At 75.1% G+C, this 17,874-nt stretch carries 16 protein-coding genes; 5 read left to right on the top strand and 11 right to left on the bottom strand.

Going from position 1 to position 17,874, the window contains the following annotated elements; translation table 11 throughout:
* Positions 1-37: 37 nt before the first annotated feature.
* Positions 38-1,168, top strand: coding sequence for an SDR family oxidoreductase (locus LPA27_RS11755; protein ID WP_228942544.1), 1,131 nt, complete (start codon positions 38-40; stop codon positions 1,166-1,168).
* A gap of 30 nt (positions 1,169-1,198) precedes the next feature.
* Here LPA27_RS11755 and LPA27_RS11750 read toward each other — a convergent pair whose 3' ends face one another.
* From LPA27_RS11750 to LPA27_RS11725, 6 genes are all read right to left on the bottom strand, one after another.
* Complete coding sequence (locus tag LPA27_RS11750) at positions 1,199-2,983, bottom strand: L-lactate permease (protein WP_056864045.1); 1,785 nt, start codon at positions 2,981-2,983, stop codon at positions 1,199-1,201.
* Between the two features lie 91 nt (positions 2,984-3,074).
* Positions 3,075-4,496 (bottom strand): glycolate oxidase subunit GlcF, encoded by a 1,422-nt coding sequence (glcF, locus tag LPA27_RS11745; RefSeq protein WP_228942543.1) that lies wholly within the window; start codon positions 4,494-4,496, stop codon positions 3,075-3,077.
* Complete coding sequence (locus LPA27_RS11740; protein WP_228942542.1) at positions 4,496-5,773, bottom strand: FAD-binding oxidoreductase; 1,278 nt, start codon at positions 5,771-5,773, stop codon at positions 4,496-4,498. The genes glcF and LPA27_RS11740 overlap by 1 nt, the downstream gene beginning before the upstream one ends.
* Positions 5,773-7,272 carry an FAD-linked oxidase C-terminal domain-containing protein gene (locus tag LPA27_RS11735; protein WP_228942541.1) on the bottom strand — a complete coding sequence of 500 codons (1,500 nt, stop codon included), beginning with the start codon at positions 7,270-7,272 and terminating at the stop codon, positions 5,773-5,775. Before LPA27_RS11735 ends, LPA27_RS11740 begins: the two co-directional genes overlap by 1 nt.
* A gap of 112 nt (positions 7,273-7,384) precedes the next feature.
* On the bottom strand, positions 7,385-7,813 hold the full coding sequence (locus tag LPA27_RS11730; RefSeq protein ID WP_228942540.1) for a GlcG/HbpS family heme-binding protein: 429 nt from the start codon (positions 7,811-7,813) through the stop codon (positions 7,385-7,387).
* Positions 7,810-10,041: a malate synthase G gene (locus LPA27_RS11725; RefSeq protein ID WP_228942539.1), complete on the bottom strand. Its 2,232-nt coding sequence runs from the start codon at positions 10,039-10,041 to the stop codon at positions 7,810-7,812. The genes LPA27_RS11730 and LPA27_RS11725 overlap by 4 nt, the downstream gene beginning before the upstream one ends.
* A 141-nt stretch (positions 10,042-10,182) precedes the next feature.
* On the opposite strand from LPA27_RS11725, the gene LPA27_RS11720 reads away from it, so the two are divergent.
* Together LPA27_RS11720 and LPA27_RS11715 are read left to right on the top strand one after the other, a co-directional pair.
* The gene (locus LPA27_RS11720; RefSeq protein ID WP_228942538.1) at positions 10,183-10,968 is read left to right on the top strand and encodes an IclR family transcriptional regulator; all 786 of its coding nucleotides are present in this window, start codon (positions 10,183-10,185) and stop codon (positions 10,966-10,968) included.
* Between the two features lie 62 nt (positions 10,969-11,030).
* Complete coding sequence (locus LPA27_RS11715; RefSeq protein ID WP_228942537.1) at positions 11,031-11,711, top strand: haloacid dehalogenase type II; 681 nt, start codon at positions 11,031-11,033, stop codon at positions 11,709-11,711.
* Between the two features lie 4 nt (positions 11,712-11,715).
* On the opposite strand, the gene LPA27_RS11710 is transcribed toward LPA27_RS11715, so the two are convergent.
* From LPA27_RS11710 to LPA27_RS11695, 4 genes are all read right to left on the bottom strand, one after another.
* Positions 11,716-12,780 carry a hypothetical protein gene (locus LPA27_RS11710; RefSeq protein ID WP_228942536.1) on the bottom strand — a complete coding sequence of 355 codons (1,065 nt, stop codon included), beginning with the start codon at positions 12,778-12,780 and terminating at the stop codon, positions 11,716-11,718.
* A complete protein-coding gene (locus LPA27_RS11705; RefSeq protein WP_228942535.1) occupies positions 12,777-13,325 on the bottom strand; it encodes an RNA polymerase sigma factor in 549 nt (182 codons plus the stop codon). Before LPA27_RS11705 ends, LPA27_RS11710 begins: the two co-directional genes overlap by 4 nt.
* Before the next feature lie 81 nt (positions 13,326-13,406).
* Entirely contained in the window at positions 13,407-13,931 is a 525-nt protein-coding gene (locus tag LPA27_RS11700; RefSeq protein WP_228942534.1) for a hypothetical protein, read from the bottom strand.
* Positions 13,932-14,035: 104 nt separating this feature from the next.
* The gene (locus LPA27_RS11695) at positions 14,036-15,061 is read right to left on the bottom strand and encodes an LLM class flavin-dependent oxidoreductase (protein WP_228942533.1); all 1,026 of its coding nucleotides are present in this window, start codon (positions 15,059-15,061) and stop codon (positions 14,036-14,038) included.
* Between the two features lie 114 nt (positions 15,062-15,175).
* On the opposite strand from LPA27_RS11695, the gene LPA27_RS11690 reads away from it, so the two are divergent.
* Positions 15,176-16,219, top strand: a complete 1,044-nt coding sequence (locus LPA27_RS11690; protein ID WP_228942532.1) for an amidohydrolase — start codon at positions 15,176-15,178, stop codon at positions 16,217-16,219.
* Positions 16,216-16,779, top strand: coding sequence for a cysteine dioxygenase (locus LPA27_RS11685; protein ID WP_056864034.1), 564 nt, complete (start codon positions 16,216-16,218; stop codon positions 16,777-16,779). The genes LPA27_RS11690 and LPA27_RS11685 overlap by 4 nt, the downstream gene beginning before the upstream one ends.
* 18 nt (positions 16,780-16,797) lie before the next feature.
* Here LPA27_RS11685 and ctlX read toward each other — a convergent pair whose 3' ends face one another.
* On the bottom strand, positions 16,798-17,826 hold the full coding sequence (ctlX, locus tag LPA27_RS11680; protein ID WP_056864033.1) for a citrulline utilization hydrolase CtlX: 1,029 nt from the start codon (positions 17,824-17,826) through the stop codon (positions 16,798-16,800).
* Between the last annotated feature and the right edge of the window lie 48 nt (positions 17,827-17,874).

Raw genomic sequence — 17,874 nt, 5'->3', positions numbered from 1 at the left:
CCCGGCCCGGTTGGTCGGGGCGCCTACCGTCGGTGGGATGGACACCACCACCGACCTCCCCACCGCCGACCCCGCCGACGGGCCCGCCGGACACGACGCGGGCACCGCGCTCGTCGTCGGCGCCACCGGCATCGCCGGCTCCGCGCTCAGCCGGCTGCTCGTCGACCAGGGCTGGCGGGTCCTCGGGCTCTCCCGGCGCTCGGCCAGCGACGTGCCCGGCGTCGAGCCCGTGCAGGCCGACCTGACCGACGCCGCGGCCCTGGCCGCCGCGCTCGAGGGGCACCGCCCCACCCACATCTTCCTCACCGCCTGGGCGCGCCAGGACACCGAGGCCGAGAACATCCGCGTCAACGCCGCCATGGTGCGCGACGTGCTCGCCGCCGTGCGGCCCGCCGGCTCCGTGCGCCACGTCGCGCTGCTGACCGGCCTCAAGCACTACCTCGGCCCCTTCGAGGCCTACGGCCAGGGCGAAGTGCCCGACACGCCCTTCCACGAGGACGAGGAGCGCCTGCCCTACCCCAACTTCTACTACGCCCAGGAGGACGAGCTCTTCGCCGCCGCCGGGCGTGACGGCTTCACCTGGAGCGTGCACCGCGCCCACACCGTCATCGGCTACGCACTGGGCAACGCCATGAACATGGGCCAGACCCTCGCCGCCCAGGCCGCGGTGTGCCGCGAGCTGGGGCGGCCCTTCGTCTTCCCGGGCTCGCAGACCCAGTGGGACGGCCTGACCGACATGACCGACGCCGGCCTGCTGGCCGAGCAGATGCACTGGGCCGCCACCACCCCGGCCGCCGCCGACACCGCCTTCAACACCGCCAACGGCGACGTCTTCCGCTGGCGCTGGCTGTGGCCCCGTCTCGCCGCCCGCCTGGGCGTCGAGCCCGAGGGGTACGCCGACCGGCCCCGGCCGCTCGAGCAGCAGATGGCCGACGCGGGTCCGGTGTGGACGGCGCTGGCCGAGCGCGAGGGCCTCGCCGAGCCCGACCTCGACCGGGTGGCGTCGTGGTGGCACACCGACGGCGACCTGGGCCGCGACATGGAGTGCCTCACCGACCTGGCCCGCAGCCGCGCCGCGGGCTTCACCGGCTACCGCTCCACGCTCCAGGCCTTCCTCGACCTCTTCGACCGGCTCGAGGCCGACCGGGTCGTGCCGCGGGTCGGGTGACCCGCGGCACGCCCGGCCGCGGCGCGCGGGTCAGCTGGTGGGCACCATCCAGCCCAGCACCGGGGTGGACTGCAGCCCGACGATGACGCAGACCAGCAGGAGCAGCCCGAGGCTCCAGCCGATCACCTTGCGGAAGATGTCGCCCTCGCGCCCGGCCATGCCCACCGCGGCGGCGGCGATGGCGAGGTTCTGCGGGCTGACCATCTTGCCGAGCACGCCGCCGGAGGTGTTGGCGGCGGCCATGAGCAGCGGGTCGAGACCGGCCTCGCGGGCGGTCTGCACCTGCAGCGCGCCGAAGAGCGCGTTGGCGGAGGTGTCGGAGCCGGTGACGGCCACGCCGATCCAGCCGAGGATCGGCGAGAGCAGCACGAAGGCCCCACCGGCGCCGGCCAGCCAGGCGCCCAGCGAGGTGGTCTGGCCCGAGAGGTTCATGACGTAGGCCAGGCCCAGCACGGCCATGACGGTGACGATGGCCGAGCGCAGCTCGACGTAGGTCTTGACGTAGGTGCGGGCGGCCTCGCCCGGAGAGACCTTGAGGATCGCGGCGGTGATGACACCGGCGAGGATCATCAGCGTGCCCGCGGCCGGGAGCCAGTTGAGCTTGAACAGCGTGGCCACCGGGTCGCCGGCGGGGTTGGTGATGTCGAGGCCGGGCCAGGCGAAGGAGTAGGTGAAGGGCTCCTCGGCGAGCGCGTCGACGACGGCGGGGATGCTGACGATCGAGAAGATCGCGATGATCACGAGGTAGGGCGCGTAGGCCTTGGCCACGTCGGCGCCGCTGTCGCGGGGCGCCTCCCCGGCGCGCGATCCCGGCGAGGTGCCGCCGGGGCCGCTGGTCGCGCCCCCTCCGGCGGGGGCGCCGCGGCCGGTGGAGGCGGTGACGGTGGTCGAGAGGCCGTTCGGTCCCCGGCGGGTCGAGGTCGCGCGGGCGTCCTCGACCTCGTCGTCCTCGGCGGCGGCCTGCTCGGCGGTCAGCACGTCGGCGGGCGTCCAGACCCGCAGCAGCAGCACGACGGCGGCGGCGCCGACGAGGGCGGCGACGATGTCGGCCAGCGGCACCGAGATGTAGTTGGCGGCCACGAACTGCGCGACGGCGAAGGCGCCGCCGCAGACCAGCGCGGGCAGCCAGGTGGCCTTGAGCCCGCGGCGGCCGTCGACGACCAGCACCAGGATGAGCGGCACGATGACGGCGAGGATCGGGGTCTGGCGGCCCACCATGCCGCCGAGGCCGTCGACGGTCAGGCGGGGGTCGTCGCTGACCGCGGAGGTGACCGAGGCGAGCGTGACGATGGGGGTGGCCAGGGCGCCGAAGGCGACCGGGGCGGTGTTGGCGATGAGCGCGACGGCGGCGGCCTTGATCGGGCGGAAGCCGAGCGCCATCAGCATCACCACGGTGATCGCCACGGGGGTGCCGAAGCCGGCGAGGGCCTCGAGCAGCGCGCCGAAGCAGAAGGCGATGATGATGGCCTGGATGCGCTGGTCGGGGCTGACCTTCTCGAAGGAGCGCCGCAGCACGTCGAAGTGGCCCGAGGCGACGGTGAGGTTGTAGACCCAGATCGCGTTGATGACGATCCACAGGATCGGGAAGAACCCGAACGCCGCCCCGTCGAAGGCCGCGAGCGCGGCCTGGCCGACGGGCATGCCGAAGAGGGCGACGCCGATGACCAGGGCGACGCCGAGGGAGATCAGGCCGGCCAGCCACGCCTGGAGGCGCAGCCCGCCCAGGAGCACGAAGAGAGTGAGCAGCGGCAGCGCCGCGCACAGGGCGCTGAGGGCGAGCGAGTCGCCGACGGGTTGGAGGTCTTGCTGGAACATGCGGGCTCCCGAGGGTGCGGCAGTGGGGGACGGATCCGGGGACGGAGCCCAGGACGGGGTGGTGCGGAGGGTCAGCGGTGGGACGGAGGGGTCAGCGGGCGGCCGGGGTCGGGGCGAAGACGCCGGCGCCGGCGCCCTGGATCGAGGCGTCGAGCACCTCGATGGTGTGGGCCATGCCCATCGGGTGCCCGGAGCGCTCGATGGCCGAGGTGACCTGCATGAGGCAGCCGGGGTTGGCGGTCACCAGCACCTGGGCGCCGGTGGCCACGATGTTGGCGGCCTTGCGGTCGCCGAGCTCGCGGGCCGGCTCGGGGTTGATGATGTTGTAGATGCCCGCCGAGCCGCAGCACAGCTCGGCCTCCGCGATCTCCTTCAGCTCCAGGCCGGGGATGGCCTCGAGCAGGCGCCGCGGCTGCGCGCGCACGCCCTGGGCGTGGGAGAGGTGGCAGGCGTCGTGGTAGGCCACGCTCATCTCCAGCGGGTGGCGGGGGGCGACCGGTCCGAGCTCGTCGAGGATCTCGGAGACGTCGCGCACCTTGTCGGCGAAGGAGCGGGCGCGCTCGGCGTAGGCCGGGTCGTCGGCCAGCAGCGCGGCGTACTCCTTCATCGTCGAGCCGCAGCCGGCGGCGTTGACCACGACGTAGTCGACCCGGGCGACGTCGAAGGCGTCGACGAGGCGGCGGGCGTAGTCCTGCGCCTCCTCCTCGCGCCCGTTGTGGGCCGACAGGGCGCCGCAGCACCCCTGGGCCTGGGGCACCACGACGTCCATGCCCTCGGCGCGCAGCACGCGGGCCGTGGCGGAGTTGACGCCGGGGAAGAAGGCGCCCTGCACGCAGCCCGTCAGCAGGCCGACCACGGCGCGGCGCTGGCCGATCGCGTCGATGTAGGGCGGCAGCGGCTCGGGTCGGCCCAGCCGCGGGGCGAGGCTCTCCATGGCGGCCAGCTGGGGCGACATCCGCTCCAGCAGGCCGGTGCGGCGCAGGGCGCGGTCGAGGCCGGTGGCCTGCATCGCGCGCAGCGGCCCGCGCATCAGCCGCAGCCGCTTGGGGTGCGGGAAGAGGGCGAAGATCAGCCCGCGCAGGGCCTTCTCCCCCGCGCTGCGCTCGTGGCGGCGCTCGACCTGGTTGCGGGTCTGCTCGATGAGGGTGTCGTACTGCACGCCCGAAGGACAAGCGGTCACGCAGGCCATGCAGCCCAGGCAGGCGTCCCAGTGCTCGACCATGGAGTCGGTCATCGGCTCGCCCTCGAGGCCCTGCTTCATGAGGTAGATCCGCCCGCGGGGGCTGTCCATCTCCTCGCCCCACAGCGCGTAGGTGGGGCACGTCGGCAGGCAGAAGCCGCAGTGCACGCAGTCGCCGATGAGGGCGGAGTCGGGCGGGTTGTGGTCGTCGAAGGCGCCGCCGGGGGCGGGCATGCCGAGGTCGACGATGCCGCCCATCTCCCCCAGGGTCTCGCCCTGCCGCGGGCGGGGGTCGCCCCCGGCGCGGGTGTCGTTGCTGGACGTGTCGGTCATCAGATGCCTCCCACGAAGCGGCCCGGCGCGAGCCGGTGGTCAGGGTCGAGCTGGTCCTTCACGCGGCGCATGAGGTCGAGCGCCGGCACCGGTCCCCACACGTCGAGACCGGCCTTGAGGTGGGCCGGGGCGTCGACGACGACGGTGCTGCCGCCGCGGGCGGTGGTGGCACGGCGCAGGCCCTCGACGGCGGCGCGTGCCTCGTCGGGGCCGGTGCCAGGGGGCAGCGCGGCGTAGACGACACCCGCGCCGGCCGAGCCGCGCACGTGCGCCCCGGCGCGCTCGGCCGCGCCGAGCACGTCGGCGAGGCCGGAGAGCGCGAAGGTGCACTTGAGGGCCACGGAGCGCTCGTCGCCGCGCGCCGCGGTGTCCCAGGGGTACGCCGCGCCCGCGGCCGGGGCGTCGGTCGACTCCGAGGCCGCGGCGCCGAGCAGGCCGCGCACGGTGGCTGCCCGGGCGGCGACGCCGTCCTCGCGGCCCTCGAGCAGCACGCTCACGACGCCTCCGCTGCCCTGCGCGTCGCGGGGCCACTCGACCTCGATCGCGCCGGGCACGGCCTGGGCGTGGAGCACGGCCTGCGTCAGGCGCTGCGCCTCGGCGGGAGTGGCGGCGGGGACGCTGACCCACCGGTGGGCGGCGGGGCGGGGGTGGAGCCGGAAGGTCGCGTCGACGACGACCGCGAGGGTGCCCAGGGAGCCGATGAGGAGCTTGCCGAGGTCGTAGCCCGCGACGTTCTTCACCACGCGCCCGCCGGCCTTGGCCACGACGCCGTCGGCGCGCACCACGGTGACGCCGATGAGCAGGTCGCGGGCGCTGCCGACGGCGACGCGTCCGGGGCCGCTGGTGTTGGTGGCCAGCAGCCCGCCGATGCTGGTGCCGGGCACGGTCTCGTCGAGGGCCAGGCGCTGGTCGGCGGAGCCGGCCACCTCCTGCACGGCGCTGAGCCGGGCCCCGGCCTGGGCGGCGACGATGAGGTCGCCGGCCTGGTGGTCGAGCACGGCGTCGAGGCCCGCGAGGTCGAGCAGCACGTCGGCGCGGGTGGGTGGTGCCCCCCAGGTGAGCTTGGTGCCGCGGCCCCGCGGCACGACGACGAGGTCGTGGGCGGTGGCCGCGCGCATCACCTCGGCGACCTGCGCGACGTCGGTGGGTCGGGCCACGAGGCCGGGGCGCACGCCGTCGACGTCGTCGTGCCCGTCGTGCCCGTCCGGGTCGGCCACCTCGGCGCAGGCCGAGGCCAGGGCCTCGCGGGCCGGGGTGTCGAGGGTGGGGGCGCTCATCAGAACACCTCCGCGAGGCCGTCGTCCTGCAGCGGGTGGGCGCCCTTGTGGCGTCCGGGCACCTCGCCGCACAGCCGCGGGGTCGGGAAGACCTTGCCGGGGTTGGAGATGTTCTGCGGGTCGAAGGCGCAGCGCACCATCTGCATGGTGTCGAGGTCCTCGTCGGTGTACATCCGCGGCATGTACTTGGCCTTGTCCATGCCCACGCCGTGCTCGCCGGTGATCGAGCCACCGTGCTGGATGCAGAGGTCGAGGATCGCGCCGCTGACCTCCTCGGCGGCCTCGCCGGCGCCCTCGACGGCGTCGTCGAAGAGCACGAGGGGGTGGAGGTTGCCGTCGCCGGCGTGGAAGACGTTGGCCACGCGCACGCCCGAGGAGGCCGAGAGCTCGGCGATCGCGGTGAGCACCTCCGGCAGGGCGGTGCGCGGGATGACGCCGTCCTGGACGATGTAGTCGGGGCTGATGCGGCCCACGGCCGCGAAGGCGGACTTGCGGCCCTTCCAGATCAGGGCGCGGTCGGTGGGGTCGGTGGCCAGGCGCTGCTCGAAGGCGCCGTTCTCGGCGCAGAAGCGCTCGACCTCGGCGTACTCCGCCTCGACCTCGCCCGAGGCGCCGTCGAGCTCGATGACGAGCACGGCGCCGGCGCCCTCGGGGTAGCCGCAGTGGGTGGCGGCCTCGGCGGCCTCGATGGCCAGCGCGTCCATCATCTCGATCGCGGCGGGCACGATGCCCGCGGAGATGATGGCCGAGGTGGCGGCGCCCGCCTGGTCGGTGGTCGCGAAGCCGACCAGGACCGTGCGCACCTCCTCGGGCAGCCGGGTCAGCCGCACCGTGGTGGAGGTGACCACACCGAGGGTGCCCTCGGAGCCGACGACGGCGCCGAGCAGGTCGTAGCCGGGCGTGTCGGGAGCGTCGCCGCCCAGCGCCACGACGTCGCCGTCGGAGGTGACGAAGTCGGCGCCGACGACGTGGTTGGTGGTGAAGCCGTACTTCAGGCAGTGCGCGCCGCCGGAGTTCTCCGCGACGTTGCCGCCGATGGAGCAGATCTGCTGGCTGGAGGGATCGGGGGCGTAGTAGTACCCGTGGGGGGTGGCGGCGCGGGTGACGTCGAGGTTGATGACGCCGGGGTCGACCACGGCGCGCTGGTCCTCGGGGCGCATCTGGGTGATGGAGCGCATCCGGGAGGTCACGACGAGGACGCCCTCGGCGTGCGGCAGCGCGCCGCCGGACAGGCCGGTGCCGGAGCCGCGGGCCACGTAGGGCACCCGGTGCTCGGCGCAGGCACGGACGACGGCGGCCAGCTGGGCGGTGTCCTCGGGCATGACCACGAGCGCCGGGGTGACGCGGTAGTGCGCCAGTCCGTCGCACTCGTAGGTGCGCAGCCGGGCGTGGTCGCTGATCACCCCGTCGGCGGGCAGCAGCCGGCGCGCCACCTCGGCGACGGCCTCGATCCCCGCCGCCGTGGCCGCGGTGGGCCCGGGCTCCTTGGTCGTGGTCATCGTTCGTCCTCCGTGCTCGTGTGCCTGCTGGGGTGGCTGCTGGGGGGTGCCTGCTGGGAGGTGCCTGCTGGGAGGTGGCGGGGCGCGCCGGGGTGCCGGTGCGCCCGGGACCTCAGTCGGGCTGGGCGGTGAGGCCCGCGCCCTCGATGCCGGCGACCGCGGCGGCCTCGTCGTTGTCGGAGGTGTCGCCGGTGACCCCGACGGCGCCCAGGAGCGCGCCGTCGGCGTCGCGCACGAGCACCCCGCCGGGCACGGGCACGAGCGCCCCGCCGACCGCGGAGGTGACCGCGGCGACGAAGTAGGCCTGCTGCTCGGCGCGCGCCATGATCGAGCGCGAGCCCATGCCCAGGGCCAGGGCGCCGTGGGCCTTGCCGAAGCCGATGTCGAAGCGGCCCATCGAGGAGCCGTCCTCGCGCTCGACGGCGACCACGTGGCCGCCGGCGTCGAGCACGACGACGGTCATCGGCTTGAAGCCGGCCTCGGCGGCGTGCGCGCGGGTGCCGGCGACGATGCGGCGGGCGGTGTCCAGGTCCAGGCTCATCGGGTGCTCTCCTGCGTCGTGGGGGTGTCGGCCTGCGCCTTCCGGGCGGCGCGGCGGCGGTGGAGGATCGGCTCGGTGTAGCCGCTGGGCTGGGCCAGGCCCTCGGTGACCAGCTCGCGGGCGGCGAGGAAGGCCTCGCCGTCGAAGGCCGGCGCCATGGGCGTGTAGGTCGGGTCGGAGGCGTTCTGCTCGTCGACCACGGCGGCCATGCGGCGCAGGGTCTCGTCGACCTGCTCGGCGCTGACCACCCCGTGGTGCAGCCAGTTGGCGACGTGCTGGGCGGAGATCCGGCAGGTGGCACGGTCCTCCATCAGGGCCTCGCCGGTGATGTCGGGCACCTTGGAGCAGCCGACGCCGGCGTCGACCCAGCGCACGACGTAGCCCAGCAGGCTCTGGATGTTGTTGTCGATCTCGGCCTGGCGGTCCTCCGCGCTCCAGCCGGCGGGGTCGCCGAGGGGCACGGTGAGCAGGTCGGCGCGGCTGGAGCGGCGGCCGCCGGCGCGCAGCTCCTCCTGGCGGGCGCGCACGTCGACCTGGTGGTAGTGCAGGGCGTGGAGCGTGGCGGCGGTCGGCGAGGGCACCCAGGCGCAGCTCGCGCCGGCCTGCGGGTGAGAGACCTTGGCCTGGAGCATCGCCGCCAGGCTGTCGGGGGCGGCCCACATGCCCTTGCCGATCTGGCCGTGGCCGAGCAGGCCGCACTCCAGCCCGACGTCGACGTTGTTGTCCTCGTAGGCCGTGATCCAGGTCTCGCCCTTCATGTCGTTCTTGCGCACGACGGGCCCGGCGAGCATCGAGGTGTGGATCTCGTCGCCGGTGCGGTCCAGGAAGCCGGTGTTGATGAAGACCACGCGCTCGCGGGCGACCTCGATGCAGGCCTTGAGGTTGAGGGTGGTGCGCCGCTCCTCGTCCATGATGCCGACCTTGATGGTCAGCGGCTCGAGGCCGAGCACGCGCTCGACGCGCTCGAAGAGGTCGACGGTCAGGCGCACCTCGTCGGGGCCGTGCATCTTCGGCTTCACGACGTACATCGAGCCGGTGCGGGAGTTGGCCAGCTGAGACCGCCCGCGCAGGTCGCGCATGCTGCCGACCGCGCAGACCAGGGCGTCGAGGATGCCCTCGGGCACCTCGCGGCCCTCGCGGTCGAGCACGGCGTCGGAGGTCATCAGGTGTCCGACCTGGCGGATGAAGAGCAGCGAGCGGCCCGGAAGCACGACCTCGCCGCCGTCGGGTCCGGTGTAGGTGCGGTCGGGGTTCATGGCGCGGGTGAAGGTGCGCCCGCCCTTGGTGACCTCCTCGGCCAGGGTGCCGTCCATCAGCCGCATCCAGTTGCGGTAGCCGACGACCTTGTCCTCGGCGTCGACCGCGGCCACGGAGTCCTCGAGGTCCATGATCGTGGAGACCGCCGACTCCAGCAGCAGGTCCTTGACCCCGGCCCGGTCGGTCGCGCCGACGGCGTCCTCGGCGTCGACCTGGACCTCGACGTGGAGGCCGTGGTGCACCAGCAGGACGGCCTCGGGTGCCGAGGCCTCGCCGCGGTGGCCGACCAGCTGGGCCGGCTCGGCCAGGCGGAGCACCTCCCCGCCGCCGACGGTGACGGCCAGCCCGTCGCCGTCCACCGCGTAGGAGGTGGCGTCGACGTGCGACCCGCCGCTGAGGGGGAAGTGCGCGTCGAGCAGGGCGCGACCGCGGGCGATGACCTCGTCGCCGCGCACGGTGTTGTACTCCTCGCCCGGCGCGAGGTCGCCCTCGCGGGGGACGGCGTCGCTGCCGTAGAGGGCGTCGTAGAGGGAGCCCCAGCGGGCGTTGACGGCGTTGGTGGCGAAGCGGGCGTTGAGCAGCGGCACGACCAGCTGGGGGCCGGCGGTGAGCGCGACCTCGTCGTCGACGCCGGAGGTGGTCACCTCGACCGTCTCGGGCTCGGGCAGCAGGTAGCCGATCTCGGTGAGGAAGGCGGTGTAGGCCTCGGCGTCGGGGGTGCCGGGGTGGTCGCGGTGCCACTGGTCGACCTGCGCCTGCAGCTCGTCGCGGCGCGCGAGGAGCTCGCGGGTGCGGGGGGCCAGCTCGTGGACGACCTCGCCGGCGCCCTTCCAGAACACGTCGGGGTCGACCCCGGCCGCCGGCAGCGCCTCCTCGGTGAGGAACCGGTGGAGGCTCTCGGCGACGCTGAGGCCGCCGACCTCGACCCGTCCGCCCCGGTGACCTGTCTGCCCGCTGGTCTCGTCCGCCATGCCGCTCCCTCGTCGTCCGTCTCGCCGGAGTGCCCGATAAGAGCACTCTTGTCAGTTTTTCCGCATTGTGGAACGCTTGGTTCTCATCACGAAACTAGGCAGTGCGCCTGTGTGATGTCAACCACCCGGAGGGAGACCGTCGTGGCGACACCGGAGGACCGCGAGCGGCAGGACCAGCAGACCGGCAAGCAGGGCGGGGTGCAGTCGGTGCACCGGGCCCTGGATCTCCTCGAGGTCGTGGCGGGCCGCGGCGGGCACCTGACCATCGGTGAGATCGCCGCCGCGACCGACCTGCCCGTGCCCACGACGCACCGCCTGCTGCGCACCCTGGTCGACCGCGGCTACATGCGCCAGATGCCCAACCGTCGCTACGCGCTCGGCTTCCGGCTCGTGCCGCTCGGCGCCACCGCCGGCTCCACCGTCGGCGTCGACACCGAGGGCGTGCTCTCCGGGCTCGTCGACGCCCTCGGCGAGACCGCCAACCTCGCCGTGCTCTCGGGCTCCCGGGCGCAGTACGTCGCCCAGGTGCCCTCACGCCACACCATGCGCATGTTCACCGAGGTCGGTCGCCAGGTCGACCTCCACTCCACCGGGGTGGGCAAGGCCCTGCTGGCCCAGCTCGACGACGACCGGGCGCTGGAGCACGTGCGGCGGGTGGGCCTGGCCCCGCAGACCGAGCACACCCTGGCCACCGAGGCCGACCTGCTCGCCGACCTCGCCCTGGTGCGCGAGCGCGGCTACGCCCTCGACGAGCAGGAGCAGGAGGCCGGGGTGCGCTGCGTCGCCGTCGCGGTCGGCCCCGGACCCACCTCGTGGATGGCGGTGTCGGTGTCGGGGCCGGTCACCCGCATGACCGACGACCTCGTCGCCCGCGCCGTGCCGCTGCTCCACGCCGCCGGGCGCCGCCTGCACTCCCCCGCCACCTGACCCACCACCCGACCCGCCACCTGACCGACCACCTGACCGACCACCTGATCCAGGAGACCCCCGTGTCCCTCCCCCCGCTCCCCACCCTCGTGGTCCTCGACGTCAACGAGACGCTGTCCGACCTCTCCCCGCTCGGCGCGGCGTTCGCCGCCGCCGGGCTGCAGGAGCACGAGGCCGAGCCGTGGTTCGCGGGTCTGCTGCGCGACGCCTTCGCCCTCACCGCCGCCGGGGCGCACCCGTTGTTCGGCGAGCTGGCCCGCGAGTCGCTGCTGGTGCGCGCCCACGGCCGGGTCGCCGACCCCGACGCGACGGCCGAGCAGGTGCTGGAGGCGGTGCGCGGACTCCCGCCGCACCCCGACGTGGCCGACGGGATCCGCGCCCTCACCGATCTCGGCACCCGGGTCGTCACCCTGAGCAACGGCCCCGCCGCCACCGCCGAGGCCCTGCTCGGGCGCGCCGGTGTGGCCCACCTGGTCGAGCGCACGCTGTCGGTCGACGACGCCCCCGCCTGGAAGCCCGACCGCCGCGCCTACGGGCACGCCCTCGACGCCTGCGGTGTCAGCGACGCCGCCGAGGCCCTGCTCGCGGCGGTCCACCCGTGGGACGTCGACGGCGCCCGGCGCGCGGGCCTGCGCACGGCGTGGGTCGACCGGCGCGGCTCGCGCTACCCGGCGTACGCCGCTCCCGCCGACCTCACCGTCACCTCGCTGGTGGACCTGGCCGACCACCTGCGGGCGCGCTGAGGCCTCACGGCTCGACGCTCCCCGCGGGGTGCACGACGTCGCCGTCGGGTGAGGACACGGTGACGGCGGCGAGGTTGTCGGTCGGGGCGAGGAACACGTAGAGGACTCCCGGCCACGTCGCCGCCCGCACCGGGTCGACCGTCGTGGTCGCGCCCGCGCGGTCGCGCCACGTCACGCCGGTCACCGCACCCTGGCCGTCGTAGACCACGACGAGGCGCTGCGCCGAGGCCCGCCCGACCACGTCGTCGGGGTCGCTGAGCTGCGAGGTGCGGTCGAGCGGGGTGGGGTCGTCGGGGCGCAGCCGTGAGCGGGTGATCGTGTCGCCCCTGCTGCCCGCGACCAGGCAGACGCTCCGGCCGCAGGGCACGGCCCACACCGTGTGCCGCTTCACCAGCCCCACGGTGTCGTAGCTGGCACGGTCGACCACCCTCACCGCCCCCTCCCCCACGTCGGCCGCGCTGAGCAGGCCGGGCGAGTCGGGCAGACCGGGGGTGAGCAGCTGCGAGCCGTCGCCCACGTCGACGCACCGCTCCACGGAGACCGGCCGGAAGCCGGAGCCCGAGGCACGGAAGGTCACCACGCTGGCCAGGGCGCCGCCGGCGTCGCCGAGGCGGAGCAGGGTGGTGCCGTCCGGACCCTCGGCCACCTCCCACCGGGGCGCCGCGGTCGCCTCGCCGGCGGGACGGAGGTCGTCGGTGAGCTCGGGCAGGAAGGAGTCGTCGGCGCTGCCGGGTCCCAGGTCGACGCTCTCCTGCGCGGGGCAGGCGAAGCCCTCGGCCACACCCCCGCGCCCGGCGGGGCGCTCGCCGGGGTCGACACCCCGGTCGGCGTCGCCGGGCAGCACGGGCAGGCCGGCCAGCAGCGCCGCACCCAGCGCCCCGGCCAGCCCGACGCCCGACAGTCCGGCCACCCAGGTCACCCGGGTCCGCGCGGCCCGGCGCGGCGTGCGCCGGGCACGCTCGCGTCGGGTCAGCTCGTCCCTGACGGCTGCGTGGAGGGCGGCGACGTCGACGTCGCGGGCCTCGGCGGCGCGCTCGAGCGCGCCGCGCACCCGGCCCTCGGTGCTCATCGGCGGCCTCCGTCGTGGTCCTCGGGGGTGGCTGCGACGTCGTGCGGGTCGGCCCGCAGGTGGGCCTCGACCGCCGCGAGGGCGCGGGAGACGTGCGACTTCGCCGTCCCGAGCCGCGTGCCCATGGTCTCGGCGACCTCGGCCAGCGGCAGGTCGAGCCAGAAGCGCAGCACCAGGGCCTCGCGCTGGCGGTGCGGGAGGGCGGCGATCGCGCGGACGACCTCGTCGCGCTCGGCGACGCCGAGGGGGTCGGCGGCGACCTCACGCGTGGCGACGAGGTGCCGGTCGCGACGGACGACCTGGCGGTGCCGGTGGCGGTCGCGCACCTCGTTGACGACGGCACGCTTGAGGTAGGCGCGCAGCCGGTCGTCGTCGCGGAGGCGGGCGCGGGAGGCGTAGACGCGGCAGAAGGCCTCCTGCACGACGTCCTCCGGGTCCTCGGCGCCCAGCAGGGCCGCGAGACGCACCAGGCGGCGGGCCTCGGCGTGAAAGAGCAGGGCGAAGCCGGCCCCGTCCACGCGGTGCACGGCCTCTACGCGGTCCACGGGCCTCCCCGCCTCGTCGGTCGCTGTCCTCACGACCTTCCTACGCCCCGACCCCCGGAAAGGTTGAGAGGCGCGGCGGTCCTACTCCCCCGGCGCCGGCGCGCCGGCCCCGAGGGTCACCAGCACCGTGCTGCTGCCGGCGTCCTCGACGGTGGTCACGACGGCATCGACGACGGCGGCGGCCGCGACGCCCTCGGGCAGCTCGAGCGGGCTCGGGTTCGGTCCGAGGTCGGCGGTGCACAGCTGCCCCTTCGGCACCGTGGCGTCGACGTCGACCTCCAGGGTGTCGGAGTCGAGCGCGCGCACGGCGGTGACCTCGGCCGGGCAGCCGCTGCTGCCGTAGGTCGTGAGCACCAGGGCGTCGCCGTCGAGGGTCAGCTCCGGGTCGAGCTCACCGGCCGGGGGCGCGTCGACCTCGACCTGCTCGGGGACCTGCTCGGGCACCTCGCCCGGGCCCGACGACGCGCCGGAGGTCGCCGACGGGGCCGGCGCCGGGTCGGTGGCCTGCTCGCCCCCGCCGTCGCCGCACCCGGCCAGCAGGCCGGCGGCGGCGAGGGCGGCCAGGGCCGCGATCGGACGGGGGACGGTGGCGCGGGTGCGGGTCATCGCTCTCCTCGAGTAGGGCGTGGTCGCCAGCCTCTCCGACGCGGCCGCTCCCGGGTCGGTTCCCACGCCGCCCCGGCCCCGCCGGGGCCCGTCTCCCCGTCGTCTCAGCGCCAGCCGAGCGCGGGGGCGACCTCGGTGAGCAGCGTGTCGAGCACGTGGGCGCAGTAGTCCACGCCGAGCTGGTTGGGGATCGTGAGCAGCAGCGTGTCGGCGGCCGCGACCGCCTCGTCGCGGGCCAGCTCCTCGACCAGCCGGTCGGGCTCCCCGGCGTAGGTCTTGCCGAAGCGCGCCTTGCCGCCGTCGAGGAAGCCGACCTGGTCGCCGCCGGAGCCCTGGCCGCCGAAGTAGGCGCGATCGAGGTCGGAGACGATCGGGAAGATGCTGCGGCTCACCGAGACGCGCGGGGTGCGGTCGTGGCCCGCCTCGGCCCACGCCTTGCGGAAGCGCTCGATCTGCTCGGCCTGGAGCTCGTGGAAGGGCACGCCGGTGTCCTCGCTGAGCAGGGTCGAGCTCATCAGGTTCATGCCCTGCTGGGCGGTCCACTCGGCGGTCTGGCGCGTGCCCGCACCCCACCAGATGCGCTCGCGCAGCCCCTCGGAGTGCGGCTCGAGGCGCAGCAGCCCGGGCGGGTTGGGGAACATCGGTCGCGGGTTGGGCTCGGCGAAGCCCTCCCCCTCGAGCACCCGGAGCAGCACGGCGGTGTGCTCGCGGGCCAGGTCGGCGTGGTCCTGGCCCTCGCGGGGCTGGTAGCCGAAGTAGCGGTAGCCGTCGACGACCTGCTCCGGTGAGCCGCGGCTCACCCCGAGCTGGAGCCTGCCGCCGGAGATGAGGTCGGCGGAGCCGGCGTCCTCGGCCATGTAGAGCGGGTTCTCGTAGCGCATGTCGATGACGCCGGTGCCGATCTCGATGCGGCTGGTGCGCGCGCCCACGGCGGCCAGCAGCGGGAAGGGCGAGGCGAGCTGGCGGGCGAAGTGGTGCACCCGGAAGTAGGCGCCGTCGGCGCCGAGCTCCTCGGCGGCCACGGCGAGGTCGATGGACTGCAGCAGCACGTCGGAGGCCGACCGCGTCTGCGACTGCGACTGCGGCGAGGGCGTCCAGTGGCCGAAGGACAGGAACCCGATCTTCTTCATGCAACTTTCAACGACTCGGGCGGCCGCCCTGTTCCCGACCGACACGCGGACCACCTCCCCTTAAGTCGAGTCATCTGGTCTACTTTGGGTCGCCCACCCGCCCGAGGAGTCGTCGTGCCCCCAGTCCAGCGCCCGGCCGAGCCGAGCAGCGCCGTGCCGAGCAGCGCCGTGCCGCCGGCCGTCGACGTGCACCAGCACCTGTGGCCCGAGCCCCTCCTCGACCGACTCCGTGCCCGCTCCCGCCCGCCCTACCTGCGCGGCTGGACCCTCCACACCGCCGCCGAGGCGCCGTACGACGTACGCGCCGAGGACCACGACGTGGCGAGCCGGGTCGCGGCCGACCGGGCCGCGGGCACCGGCCTGGCCTGCGTGTCGCTCTCCGCGCCGCTGGGCGTCGAGTCGCTGCCCCGGCCCGAGGCCGACGAGCTGCTCGCCGCGTGGCACGACGGGGCGGCCGCCCTGCCGGGCCACTTCGCCGTGTGGGCCTCGGTCGCCGACGTCGACCCCGACCTCGAGGGCCTCGCCGCCCGGCTGGCTCCCCGTGCGGGCGGGTTCGTCGGGGTGCAGCTGCCGGCGACCTCGCTGGGCACCCCGCAGGGCTGGGACCGTCTCGACGACGTGCTCGCGGTGGCCGCGGCCGCCGACCGGCCGGTGCTCGTCCACCCCGGCCCGGTCGCGGCCTCCCCCGCCGACGCGCCGGGCTGGTGGGCCCCGGTGGTCGACTACACCGCCCAGCTGCACGCCGCGTGGTGGGCCTGGCACGCCGCCGCCGTGCGTGCCCGGCACCCCGGCCTGCGCGTGGTGCTCGTGGCCGCCGCGGGCCTCGCACCGCTGCACCACGAGCGCCACGCCGCCCGCGGCGGGGACCCCGCCCCGGTCGACCCCGATCTCTTCGTCGACACCTCCTCCTACGGCCCGCGTGCGCTCGACGCCGTGGTGCGCGCGCTGGGCGTCGACACGCTGGTGCTCGGCTCCGACCGGCCCTACGCCGAACCCCTGGCCCACCTGCTCGGCGACGCGGCCACCCACGCCGTACGCGTCGTCAACCCGCGGCGCCTGCTCGGCCCGCGAGGTCCCGCCCCGGCCGCCGGTGCCGCCCCCGATGCCGCCCCCGATCCCGACCCCCGCCACCACCGACCCCAGGAGGGCCCGTCATGACCGCACTGCCGACCGACCGGCCGCTGCCCGCCCAGGACGCCGCCGCGATCCCCGACGTCGTGCGCGACCCGCTCGCGCTGACCGACCTCCCCGGGCGTGACCTGACGCCCGACGAGCTGGCCCGCCTGGCCGCGGGGATCGCCGCCGACCCCGCCTCGTGGGCCCACCTGGTGGGCTTCGACGACGACGAGCGGGTCTTCGCCTCCCTGCACCGCGACGCCCACGTCGACGTGTGGCTGCTGTGCTGGACCCCCGACAACGACACCGGCTGGCACGACCACGACACCTCCTCCGGCGCGGTCGCGGTGGTCAGCGGCGAGCTGGTCGAGAACAACCTCACCCTCGCCGCCGGCGCCCTGGAGACCCGCGTCGGCGCCGGGCGGGTCTTCTCCTTCGGCCCCGACCACATACACCGGCTCAACGGCGCCGAGCGCGGCTCGGTCTCGGTGCACGCCTACAGCCCGCCGCTGTGGCGCATGGGGCAGTACGCCGTGAGCGACGCCGGCGTCCTGCGCCGGGTCTCGCTGTCCTACGCCGAGGAGCTGCGCCCCCTGGAGTGAGGCCGGAGTCGGGCCCGCTCAGGCGTCACCGGCCACGTCGCGGCCGTCGGCGGTGTGGGGGTCCTCGTCGATCGCCTCGACCGCGGCGGTCGGCTCGGTCTCCACCCCGGGCGGACGGCGGTCGAGGTGGACCCCGGCGATCATGCAGCGCACCGACCCGCCGGCCAGCTCGATGGTCGGGATGTCGACCGCGACGATCTCGCAGGACTCCTCGATCGCCGCGACCTGCTCGGGGCGCAGGCTGCGCCGCGCCCGCGCCGACATGGCCATCACGTAGCGCCGCCGGCCCTCGGGGGTGCGACCGCACAGCTCGACGGCGTTGCCGGCGAACTCCCTGACCTGCTCCTCGGTCAGCTCCACCACGCGCCGGCCGTTGACCGTGAGCCGCTCGCGCACCTGCTCGCGGCGCGCGACGTCGGGGATCATCTCCAGCGCGATGAGGGCCACGTCGGTGCCGATGCAGGCGATGACGTTGGTGTGGTAGACCGGCACGCCCGCGGAGTCCACGGCGTCGAAGGCCATCGGCTCGTAGCCGAAGTCGGTGCAGAAGCGCTCGAGCACGTGGGTGTCGGCGCGGTGGCTGACCGCGGTGTAGGCCACCCGGGAGACGTGGTCGAGCACCATCGCGCCGGTGCCCTCGAGGAAGATGCCGTCGGGCTCGAGGCCGGAGTAGTCGATGATCGTCTGCACCCGGTAGCTCGACTTCAGCATCTCCAGCACGTCGGAGCGCCGCTCGTGACGACGGTTGGAGGCGTACATCGGGTAGACCCCCACCACGCCGCCGGCGTGGGTGGAGAGCCAGTTGTTGGGGAAGACGCTGTCGGGTCGGGTGTGGTCGTCGTCCTCGAAGACGTGCACCCGCACCCCGGCCCCGCGCAGGGCGTCGGCCACCGCGTCCATCTCGGCCACCGCCCGGGCCGAGATCACCTCGTCGGGCTCGCCCTCGGGGGCCTCGGACTGGAAGGCGTTGTCGGCCGCCGTCGCCGGGTTGGGCAGGAACTTCGCGGCGCGGACCAGGATGACTGCGGACGGGGCTTGAGCACTCACAGGGCCGCAATCTAGGCCACCCGCCGGACCCCTGCGGCATCCAGGTGG

Origin of the sequence: Nocardioides sp. Leaf374 (genome assembly GCF_916862475.1) — a bacterium.
GTDB classification, from domain to species: Bacteria; Actinomycetota; Actinomycetes; order Propionibacteriales; family Nocardioidaceae; genus Nocardioides; species Nocardioides kribbensis.
Note: the sequence above shows the minus strand (reverse complement) of the source record. Positions and strands in the feature narration are given on the sequence as shown.